This window comes from Roseateles sp. P5_B10 (genome assembly GCF_056400485.1).
On sequence record NZ_JBFULE010000142.1, the window covers coordinates 1 to 9,745 of the forward strand.

9 protein-coding genes, 1 pseudogene and 1 riboswitch are annotated in these 9,745 nt (G+C 68.2%); of the genes and pseudogenes, 5 read left to right on the forward strand and 5 right to left on the reverse strand.

Annotated features, from left to right (window positions below; all coding sequences use genetic code 11):
* Nucleotides 1-269 precede the first annotated feature (269 nt).
* From AC1DU6_RS11680 to AC1DU6_RS11695, 4 genes are all read right to left on the reverse strand, one after another.
* Nucleotides 270-1,121, reverse strand: a complete 852-nt coding sequence (locus AC1DU6_RS11680; RefSeq protein ID WP_477857342.1) for a hypothetical protein — start codon at nt 1,119-1,121, stop codon at nt 270-272.
* A 69-nt stretch (nt 1,122-1,190) separates the two neighbouring features.
* Nucleotides 1,191-1,766 carry a methionine biosynthesis protein MetW gene (metW, locus tag AC1DU6_RS11685; RefSeq protein WP_477857344.1) on the reverse strand — a complete coding sequence of 192 codons (576 nt, stop codon included), beginning with the start codon at nt 1,764-1,766 and terminating at the stop codon, nt 1,191-1,193.
* A complete protein-coding gene (metX, locus tag AC1DU6_RS11690; RefSeq protein ID WP_477857346.1) occupies nt 1,763-2,935 on the reverse strand; it encodes a homoserine O-succinyltransferase MetX in 1,173 nt (390 codons plus the stop codon). The genes metW and metX overlap by 4 nt, the downstream gene beginning before the upstream one ends.
* Nucleotides 2,936-2,977: 42 nt before the next feature.
* A riboswitch (SAM riboswitch) is annotated at nt 2,978-3,053 on the reverse strand.
* Between the two features lie 3 nt (nt 3,054-3,056).
* On the reverse strand, nt 3,057-4,628 hold the full coding sequence (locus AC1DU6_RS11695; protein WP_477857348.1) for a methyl-accepting chemotaxis protein: 1,572 nt from the start codon (nt 4,626-4,628) through the stop codon (nt 3,057-3,059).
* Between the two features lie 131 nt (nt 4,629-4,759).
* Here AC1DU6_RS11695 and AC1DU6_RS11700 point away from each other — a divergent pair, with 131 nt between their 5' ends.
* The 4 genes and pseudogenes from AC1DU6_RS11700 (at nt 4,760) to AC1DU6_RS11715 (ending at nt 8,300) form a co-directional block, all read left to right on the forward strand.
* Nucleotides 4,760-5,389 (forward strand): TetR/AcrR family transcriptional regulator, encoded by a 630-nt coding sequence (locus AC1DU6_RS11700; RefSeq protein WP_477857349.1) that lies wholly within the window; start codon nt 4,760-4,762, stop codon nt 5,387-5,389.
* Nucleotides 5,390-5,398: 9 nt separating this feature from the next.
* A complete protein-coding gene (locus AC1DU6_RS11705; protein WP_477857351.1) occupies nt 5,399-6,340 on the forward strand; it encodes an HlyD family secretion protein in 942 nt (313 codons plus the stop codon).
* A pseudogene (gene ccmA, locus AC1DU6_RS11710) lies at nt 6,337-7,086 on the forward strand (heme ABC exporter ATP-binding protein CcmA); the annotation flags it as partial. The gene AC1DU6_RS11705 and the pseudogene ccmA, both read left to right, overlap by 4 nt.
* A gap of 86 nt (nt 7,087-7,172) precedes the next feature.
* Nucleotides 7,173-8,300 (forward strand): ABC transporter permease, encoded by a 1,128-nt coding sequence (locus AC1DU6_RS11715; RefSeq protein WP_477857352.1) that lies wholly within the window; start codon nt 7,173-7,175, stop codon nt 8,298-8,300.
* Here the strand turns inward: AC1DU6_RS11715 and AC1DU6_RS11720 are convergent, their stop codons facing one another.
* Entirely contained in the window at nt 8,301-8,927 is a 627-nt protein-coding gene (locus AC1DU6_RS11720) for a glutathione S-transferase family protein (protein WP_056200154.1), read from the reverse strand.
* Nucleotides 8,928-9,047: 120 nt separating this feature from the next.
* Here AC1DU6_RS11720 and AC1DU6_RS11725 point away from each other — a divergent pair, with 120 nt between their 5' ends.
* Nucleotides 9,048-9,680, forward strand: a complete 633-nt coding sequence (locus AC1DU6_RS11725) for a DUF6515 family protein (RefSeq protein ID WP_477857354.1) — start codon at nt 9,048-9,050, stop codon at nt 9,678-9,680.
* The last annotated feature ends 65 nt before the right edge of the window (nt 9,681-9,745 follow it).

The window sequence follows — 9,745 nt, forward strand, 5'->3', positions numbered from 1 at the left end:
CCTAGGAGGCTGTCGGGCTTGGGGTCGGGTGCGCGCCAGGGCGAGTTGCGGGGTGAGACAAGGCGCGGGCGAGGCGTGTGGCGGGCCACACAACGAGTTCGCAACGCCGGATCGCCCCGCAAATCGCCCTGGCCCTGCGGGTTGGGCCTGCAAGGGCGCCGATCCTGCGTTGCAAATGCTCGCGGTACGCCCGGTACCGCTGCGCTTTGCGCCTTGTCTCAGCACCCTTGCAGGCCCAACGCGCACCCGACCCCAAGCCCGACAGCCTCCTAGGGCCGGATGAAGTAGCGCGCCGGGATAGCACGCGTTGCCTCACTCAGCCCGGGGTTGTCGATCTGCAGCACGCGGCGCTCGGCCAACCGGGCCTGCGCGAGCCCCGCATGCCGGGCAGCGAACAGCGTGTTGAACGAGCCGTCTTCGAAGGCCCGCGTCAGCCCCTCGGTGATGGCCGCGTGGCGCTCGCCGTCCCCGCGACGCACGAAGAGCAGGCGCGCGAACGGGTAGACCAGGGCGAGGTCGGGCTCCACGACGGCATCCGGCGCCAACGCCTGCCATTGGGTCAGCAGGCCGTGGATCTCATTCAGACCCAGGGGCAAGTAGTCGAAGCGGCCCGCCTGCAGCTGGCGGAACAACGTCGGCAGGTCGCTGCCGCTGACGACCCCCAGGCCGGCGGCGAGCAGCAACTGCGTATCGGGCCAGTCCTGGCCCTGACCGGCACGCAGCCGGGCGAGGCCGGCCAGGTCGTGCACCGCGCGGAACGCGGGCACCATGCCGGCACGGATCAGCAACAGTCGCCAGCCACTGAGGCCTCGGTCGACAGGCAGGTGCACCGGCTGAAAACGGGCTTCGAAGGCTCGACTGGTGCCCATGTCTATCACGTCGATTTCGCCCGTCTCAAGCTGGTACAGCGAGCGCCGGTAGTTGGTGGACGTGGGCGCCAGCAACAGCTCGAAGGGCCGCCCCCATTTCTGCAGCGCCAGGCGCAGCCCTTGGAAGCCGAAGGCCTCTTCGCCCTGGTCGTTGACGCGCGGGTAGACGAAGCGCAGCGGCGCGGCCTCAGCCCGCACCCAGGGCGCCACACCGGCAGCCAGCATGGAGGCGAGGAAACGAGCGCGCAACATGTAGCGAGCCTAGCGAATCAAGGCGCGCCGTGGGCTAGGGTTTGAGTCCGTTGCGCGCCGGCCGGGTGCTCACTCTCGTTCGAACTTGAACACCGCCACGCTGGCCATCAGATTGGGCCGCGTGCGCACCACGCCGCCATCCTGCAGGCCGAAACTGTCCAGGATCTTGAGCCGGTTCTTGCGCGCCAGCACGCCGAAGTMGGCAAAGGTGCCGACGCGGATATTGGGCGTGTCGTACCACTCGTAGGGCAGGGCTCGGGTGACTGGCATGCGCCCGAACAGCACCTGCAGCCGGTTGGGCCAGTGGGCGAAGTTGGGGAAGCTGACGATGCCCATCTTGCCCACGCGCGCCGTCTCCTTGAGCATGGCTTCGGCATTGCGCAGGTTCTGCAGCGTCTCCAGCTGCAGCACGACGTCGAAGCTCTGGTCCTCGAAGATGGCCAGGCCCTCTTCCAGGTTGCGCTGGATGACGTTGACACCGCGCTTCACGCAGGCCAGCAGGTTGGCGTCGTCCAGCTCCACACCGTAGCCGCTGCAGCCCTTGTGCTTGATGAGGTGCTCGAGCAGCTCGCCTGTGCCGCAGCCCAGGTCGAGCACACGTGAGCCGGGCGGCACCAGCGCCGCGATGGCCGGGTCGAAGCTCATATGGCCACCCCCTTCAGCTGCAAGCCGGCGGGCCGCTCCAGGCTCGTGGCGATGCGCTCGAAATAGGCCCCCAGCACACCGTGATAGCGCGGATCGTCGAGCAGGAAGGCGTCGTGACCATGCGGCGCGTCGATCTCCGCATAGGACACGTCCAGCCGGTTGTCGAGCAGGGCCTTGACGATCTCGCGTGAACGGTCGGGCGAGAAGCGCCAGTCGGTCGTGAAGCTGACGATGAGGAACTTGGCGCGAGCGGTCGCGAAGGCGCGCGTCAGGTCGCCGCCATGCTCGGAGGCGGGGTCGAAGTAGTCGAGGGCGCGAGTGATGAGCAGATAGGTGTTGGCGTCAAAGTAGTCGCTGAACTTGTCACCCTGGTAGCGCAGATAGCTCTCGATCTGGAACTCGATRTCCTGGGTCGAATAGCCCAGTGCGCCACCCTTGAGCTCGCGGCCGAACTTCTCGGCCATGACGTCGTCGCTCAGGTAGGTGATGTGGCCGATCATGCGCGCCACGCGCAGGCCGCGCTTGGGCACCACGCCGTGGGCGTAGAAGTGGCCGCCGTGAAAATCGGGGTCGGTGACGATGGCGCGGCGCGCGACCTCGTTGAAAGCGATGTTCTGCGCCGACAGATTCGGCGCGGTCGCCACGGCAATGCAGTGGCTCACGCGCTCGGGATAGCGCAGCGCCCAATCCAGCGCCTGCATGCCGCCCAGGGACCCGCCCAGCACGGCCGCCAGCTTCAGGATGCCGAAGCGCTCGACCAGGCGGGCCTGGGCATCCACCCAGTCCTGCACGGTGACGACGGGGAAGTCGGCGCCCCAGGCCCGGCCCGTGGYGGGGTTGACATGCATGGGGCCGGTCGAGCCGAAGCAGGAACCGAGGTTGTTGACACCGATGACGAAGAACTTGTCGGTGTCCAGCGGCTTGCCCGGGCCGATGAGGTTGTCCCACCAGCCCTCGCTCTTGGCTTGGCCGGCCAGGGTTCCGGCGACATGGTGGCTGGCATTCAGCGCATGGCAGACCAGCACGGCATTGCTGCGCTCGGCATTGAGCTGGCCATAGGTCTCGACCATCAGGTCGTAGGCCGGCAGGCTGGCCCCGCTGCGCAGCGGCAGTGGTTCGTCGAAATGAAAACTCTGCGGCGACACGTCGCCGACGCTACGGCCCGTCATGGCCTCACTCCAATAAAAAAACCGGCGCCACTGTTGCGGGACGCCGGTTGATCGGAGCCCTGTTTAGCGGCATTTATTGAGCGCCCGCAATCCGGAACAAATCGGCGCTATGCGGCGGATTCTAGGCGTTCCCGTCGAGCCTGAACTGCGCCACCGCGCCCGTCAGCAATTGCAGCTGCTGGCGCAGGCTGTCGGCGGCGGCGGCGGACTCCTCCACCAGCGCAGCGTTCTGCTGCGTCATGTGATCGAGCTGGCTGACGGCGCCGTTGATCTGGCCGATGCGCGAGCTCTGGTCGGCCGCACCGGCCGCCACCTCGCCGATCATGTCGCTGACCTTTTGCACGTTGTCGACGATCTCCTGCATGGTGGTGCCAGCATGCTGCACGAGCCGGGAGCCCGTCTCGGTGCGCTCCAGGCTGGCCGAGATCAGCGACTTGATCTCGCGCGCCGCGTCGGCCGAGCGCTGCGCGAGCAGGCGAACCTCGCTGGCGACGACCGCGAAGCCGCGCCCCTGCTCGCCGGCGCGTGCCGCCTCGACGGCCGCGTTCAGCGCCAGGATGTTGGTCTGGAAGGCGATGCTGTCGATCAGCCCGAGGATGTCGCCGATGCGGCGCGAACTGGTGTTGATCTGCTCCATCGTCGCGACGACGTCGGCCACCTCCTGGCCGCCGCGGCGCGCCACCTCGGCTGCGCCTTCGGCCAGCTGGCGGGCCTTGCCGGCAGCGTCGGCGCCATGGCGCACGCCGCTGGTCAGGTCCTCCATCGAACTGGTCGTCTGCTGCAGGCTGGACGCCGCCTGCTCGGTGCGCTGGCTCAGGTCCTGGTTGCCCGAGGCGACCTCGGTGCTGGCCGTCTCGATGCTCATCGCCGAGGTCTTCACCTGCCGCACCAGGTCGCGCAGGCTGGATTGCATCGCATCCAGGGCGCGCAACAGTTCGGAGGCTTCGTCGCGACCGACGATACGGATGGCGTTGTTCAGGTCGCCGCTGGCGATGGACTGGGCCACGCTGCCGGCATAGCGCATCGGGCTGGTGATGGTGGACGAGTTGATCAGCGTGAGCGGCACGACGAGCACCATGACGAGGACCAGCACGGCCAGCGATCGCCAGGCGATGCGGCCCATCTCGGCGCCGAACTCGGCCTCGGTGGCCTTGGCCTGGGCATCGATGAGGGCGGCGATGCTCTCAACGCGCTTCTCGGTCTCGCGCATCGCTGCCTTGGGCCGGTTCAACATGCGGTCGGCCACCYTGGCGGTGTCAAAGCCGCCGGCCTCGATCTGGTTGAGCACCGGCTGGGCCGCCGTGCGGTAGTCCTGCAGAAACTTCAGCGCCTCGGCCGCCACGGCCTTGTTCTCCTCCCGCGTGCCCTCCTGCAGGCCCTGCAGCGCCGCGACCAGGCGCTGGGCTGCCGCGTCCCAGCGCTGGCGGAACTGCTTGACCTGCTCGGGCGTCTCGTAGGCGATGACCATCTCCTTTTCCTCCAGCCGCACGTCGGCCAGCCCCTGGCGGATGGCGGCCAGGTGCTGCAGGTCGCGCATCGCATGCGTGGTGACGTCGACATTGAGCGCCATCAACTGGCGGCCGCCGAGCAGGCCGGTCACTCCCAATGCAGCAAACATCAACAGCACCATGGCGATGGCGCCGTGCATGCGGGTGCGGATGGTGAAGCTGCGCATCCAGGTGGCGAGGTCCATGAGGTTGTCTCCTAGCTGAGGCCGTTTGGGCACCGGCCTCGTTCTCTGCATGCTAGTGAAGCGGCCGGTGATGGCAAGAGACCTTTTGCCGCAACTTGTAGTTACTGAACACTTGACCAATAATCGCCGACATGCCCCGCCCCAGCCAGGATCAGGACCAGGCCTTGCTCGCCGCCGGCGCCGCCCTCTACCCCGCGCTTGGCTGCGCCGGCCTGTCGGTGCGCCGCGTGGCCGAGGCGGCCGGCGTCAACCCCGCCATGGTCCATTACCACTTCGGCAGCAAGGACGCCTTCCTGCGCGCGCTGCTGCAGCGGCATTACGAGGAGATGTTCAGCGCCCTGTCGCTGACGAGTTCTGGCGACGGCGATGTCATGGAGCGCCTGGCCGCCGCGCTGCTGGGCGTGGCGCGCTTTGTGCGCGAGCACCGGCCGCTGATCGCGCGCGTCTGGGCCGATGCGCAAGCCGGCCAGGCCGTGGCCCAGGACTTCTTGCGCGCGAATGCGCCACGCCACCTGGGCGTGCTGATGGCGCTGATGCAGGAGGCCGAGGCGCAAGGGCGCCTCACGCCACAGCCGCTGTTGACGCGCTTTTCCTTCCTGATGGGCGCTGTCGTCGCGCCGGTCGTGCTGGCCGGCGGCATGAAATCCATCGATGTTGTCCCCCCCGCGCTGCTGGCCGCGGTGGACGACGAGGTGCTGTCGGATGCGGCCTTGCAACGGCGCATCGAATGGGCGCTGCTCGGCCTGGCCAGCGGCGTCTGAGGAGTCGACATGAAACGAATCCTTCCCTTGCTCGCCGTGCTGCTGGTCGGCTGCGGCGACAAGCCGCCCGAGGGCTGGACGGGTTATGCCGAGGCCGAATTGGTCTATATCGCGCCGCCGGTGGCCGGTCGGCTGGCCACGCTGGCCGTTCGCTCCGGCGAGGCCGTCACCGCCGGCCAGGCGCTGTTCGAACTGGACGCGACACCTGAGGTCGCCGCCGACGCCGAGGCCAGCGCACGCGCCAGAAGCGCGCAGGCCCAGGCACTGAACGCCGACAAGGGCCGGCGCGGCCCCGAGCTGGCCGTCACGAAGGCTCAACTCGACCAGGCCCGCGCCGCCGAACGCCTGGCCAGCATCGACCTGACGCGCCAGCAGGAGTTGTTAGGCCGGGGCTTCGTCGCCCAGGCTCGCGTCGACGACGCCGCGACGGTGCTGGCCCAGGCCCGTGCTCGCGTGATGGAGCTGGACGCCGCGTTGCAAGTGGGCCGGCTGCCGGCGCGGGATGACGAGCGCAATGCCGCCCACGCTCTGGCTGACGCAGCCCAGAGCAGCCGCGCGCAGACGGCCTGGCGCGTCGAGCAGAAGCGCCAGAGCGCACCCATGCCGGCACGCGTGCAGGACGTCTTCCTGCGTCCCGGCGAGTGGGTGGCCGCCGGCCAACCCGTGCTGGCCCTGCTGCCGCCGGCCAACCGCAAGGCGCGCTTCTACGTGCCGCAGTCGGCGCTCGGCGGCCTGAAGCTGGATGCGCCGGTGAACCTGCGCTGCGACGGCTGCGGCGCGGCCATTCCCGCGCGCATCAGCTTCATCGCCGCCGGCCCGGAATACACGCCGCCAGTCATCTACTCCAACCAGCAGCGCGACAAACTCGTCTTCCTTGTCGAGGCGCGGCCGGTGAAGGCCGAGGACGCGGAGCGCCTGCATCCGGGGCAGCCGTTGGATGTCACGCCATGACGGCGCCGAGCGCAGGGCCGCCCCAAGCCGGCGCGCATCCCCTCGGGGGATCGGGCGCGGTACACCGCGACCGAGGGGCCAGCGACCTCGAGCTGGCCATTGATGTCCGGGGACTGAGCAAGTCCTACGGCAACCGCAAGGTGGTCGACGGCGTCGACATGCAGGTCGCCACCGGCCGCATCGTCGGCTTCCTTGGCCCCAATGGCAGCGGCAAGACCACGTCGCTGCGCATGCTGTGCGGCCTGCTGACGCCCGACGCCGGCGAAGGGAAGGTATTGGGCCTGGACTTCCGCCGCCAGGCCGCCGAGGTCAAGCGCCAGGTTGGCTACATGACGCAGAAGTTCGGCCTCTACGAAGACCTGTCGATCCGCGAGAACCTGGACTTCATCGCGCGCCTGTTCTCGATGGAGAACCGCCGCGAGGCCGTCGATACGGCTTTGGAGCGGCTGGGGCTCAAGACCCGCGAGAAGCAGCTCGCCGGCGCGCTGTCCGGTGGCTGGAAGCAACGCCTGGCGCTGGCCGCCTGCCTGCTGCACAAACCTCGCCTGTTGCTGCTGGACGAACCCACGGCCGGCGTCGACCCCAAGGCGCGGCGCGAGTTCTGGGACCAGATCCACCAGCTCGCTCAGGAAGGCATCACCGTGCTCGTGTCGACGCATTACATGGACGAGGCCGAGCGCTGCGATGAACTGGTCTACATCGCCTATGGCCGAATCCTCGCTCGCGGCACTGCAGCGTCCATCGTGAAGGAGGCCAGTGCCAAGGATCTCGAAGACGCCTTCGTCAAACTGGTCGGGCAAGCGACCGACAACTTCGCCGAGGCCGCGTCCTGATGCAAGCCCTGGCCCGCATCTTCGCCATCGCGCTGAAGGAAGTGCAGCAGATGCTGCGCGACAAGCTCACCTTCGCGATGGCGGTGGGCGTGCCCATCATGCAGCTGGTGCTGTTCGGCTATGCCATCAACACCGACCCCAAGGGCCTGCCCACGGCCGTCGTGTCGCAGGACACCAGCCCCATGGCGCACAGCCTGGTCGCGGCGCTGCAGACGAGCGGCTATTTCCACGTCGTCGAGAGCGGCATCGCGGAGTCGCGCGGCGACGCATTGCTGCAGCGCGGCGACATCCAGTTCCTCGTCGTCGTGCCGGACGACTTCGGCGCCCGCGTCGTGCGCGGCGAGAAACCGGCCGTGCTGATCGCGGCCGACGCGACCGACCCGTCGGCCGGCGGCAACGCCATCGCCGCGCTGAGCCAACTCGGCCAGACGGCGCTGAACCGCGACCTGCGCGGTGCCCTGGCCTCGCGGGCACCACAGCCCCTGCCCTTCGAGGTGCGCATCCAGCGCCGCTACAACCCGGAAGGCCTGTCCCGCTACAACATCGTGCCGGGTCTGGTCGGCACCATCCTAACGATGACCATGGTCATGCTGACGGCGCTGGCCATGACGCGCGAACGCGAGCGCGGCACGATGGAGAACCTGCTGGCCACGCCGGTGCGGCCCTTCGAGGTCATGGCCGGCAAGATCCTGCCCTATATCGTGCTGGGCTATGTGCAACTGGGCGTCATCCTCGGCGCGGCCTTTGCACTGTTCAACGTGCCCATGGTGGGCAGCGTCACGCTGCTGCTGGCCATGATCGGCGTCTTCATGCTGGCCAACCTGGGCGTGGGCTTCACCTTCTCGACGCTGGCACAGAACCAGCTGCAGGCCCTGCAGCTGACCTTCTTCTTCTTCCTGCCTTCCATGCTGCTGTCGGGCTTCATGTTCCCTTTTCGCGGCATGCCGCAATGGGCGCAATACCTCGGCGAGGTGCTGCCGCTGACCCACTTCCTGCGCATCGTGCGCGGCGTCATGCTCAAGGGCTCGGGCGCAGCCGAGCTGCTGCCGGAGTTGTGGCCCATGCTGGCCTTTCTGGCCGCGGCGGGTGGCATCGCATTGCTGCGCTACCGGCAGACTCTCGACTGATCAATAGACGGGATCCGGCAGCTTTTCCTTGGCCACGACGCGCTGCGTTGCCGCCCGCTCGAACACCCGCTTCAGATAGGCGCCCAGGGCCGGCCGCGTCTTGGCCGGGTTGGCCTGCATGCGCGTCCAGCGGCACAGCATGAAGGCCAGCGGGTCGATGGCCGTGAATTGGTCACCCAGGAACCAGTCGCCGCCATGGCGGGCCAGCTCGGCATCCATCTGGTCCAGCATGGGCGCGATCTGCGCCTCGGCACGGGCCTTCACCTCGTCGGCGTTGGCGGCCATGCGGTCGGGGTAGAAATAGTGGATCAGCATGGCCTGCAGCGTGTTGGTCAGCCAGACCATCCACTTGTAGTACTGGGCCCGCTCGGCGGTGCCGGGCGCTGGCGCAAAGCCGGCGTGGCAGTCGGCCAGATGCATCAGGATGGCGGCCGTCTCGTAGAGCACGAGATCACCGTCGACCAGCACGGGGATCACGCCGTTCGGGTTGAGCTTCAGATAGGCCGGCGACTTGTGCTCGTTGTTGGCACGGTCCACCTGGCGCAGCGTGTAGGGAATGCCCATTTCCTCGAGCAGGAGATGGGGCGCGAAGCTCGCGTTGCTGGGGTAGTAAAACAGTTCGATCATGGCGGTGCGACAGGCTGGGAACAGGAAGCGGTGAACTTTACGTGGCCGCAATGCCACCGCAGTGCACCCGCGCGACGCTGACGGCGTTGGCAATCCACCCCTGACTTCGGGTTGAAGACGATGAAGACTCTGCTCCATTCCTCTGCTGCGGCCCTGCTGGCGCTGACCGCTGTTCTGGCCGCACCGGCCGCCCACGCCGACGTGCGCGTTCGCGCCAACATCGGCATGGTGTTCGACAACCGCTACCACCACGACCACTACTACCCCGCGCCCGGCTATGTGGCACCCCACGTGCCCTACGGCTCGGTCATGATCGGCGCCGGCCCGGGGCGCTACTGGTTCCATGGCGGTGTCTGGTATCAGCCCTATGGCCCGCGCTACCGCGTCGTGCTGCCACCGGTCGGCGTCGTCATCCCGCTGTTACCGCCGTCCTATGTGACGCTGACGCTGGGCGGCCTGCCCTACTACTACGCCAACGGCGTCTACTACCGGCCGGTGCCGGAAGGCTACGTCGTCACGACACCGCCGCCCGAAGCCGCCACGGCCCAGGTGATGCCGGCACCTGCGGCCCCGGCGCCGAGGCCCGAACCCATCGTCTATCCGCGCAACGGCCAGTCGCCCGAGCAACTGGAGAACGACCGCCGCGACTGCAACCGCTGGGCGACGACGCAGCCGAACGCGCAGGCCGACAGCAGCGTGTTCAACCGCGCCATCGAAGCCTGCATGGACGGCCGCGGCTACACGATGAAGTAACGCCTCTCTGGGGCCGAGCGCCGGGCCGCTCCCAAGCCGGCCCGTCAGGCGATGTGCTCGCGGCT

Coding starts and splice junctions, on each gene's coding strand:
- AC1DU6_RS11680 (WP_477857342.1), bottom strand. CDS start 1,121: ATGTTGCGCGCTCGTTTCCTCGCCTCCATGCTGGCTGCCGGTGTGGCG.
- AC1DU6_RS11705 (WP_477857351.1), top strand. CDS start 5,399: ATGAAACGAATCCTTCCCTTGCTCGCCGTGCTGCTGGTCGGCTGCGGC.
- AC1DU6_RS11725 (WP_477857354.1), top strand. CDS start 9,048: ATGAAGACTCTGCTCCATTCCTCTGCTGCGGCCCTGCTGGCGCTGACC.
- AC1DU6_RS11700 (WP_477857349.1), top strand. CDS start 4,760: ATGCCCCGCCCCAGCCAGGATCAGGACCAGGCCTTGCTCGCCGCCGGC.
- AC1DU6_RS11720 (WP_056200154.1), bottom strand. CDS start 8,927: ATGATCGAACTGTTTTACTACCCCAGCAACGCGAGCTTCGCGCCCCAT.
- AC1DU6_RS11715 (WP_477857352.1), top strand. CDS start 7,173: ATGCAAGCCCTGGCCCGCATCTTCGCCATCGCGCTGAAGGAAGTGCAG.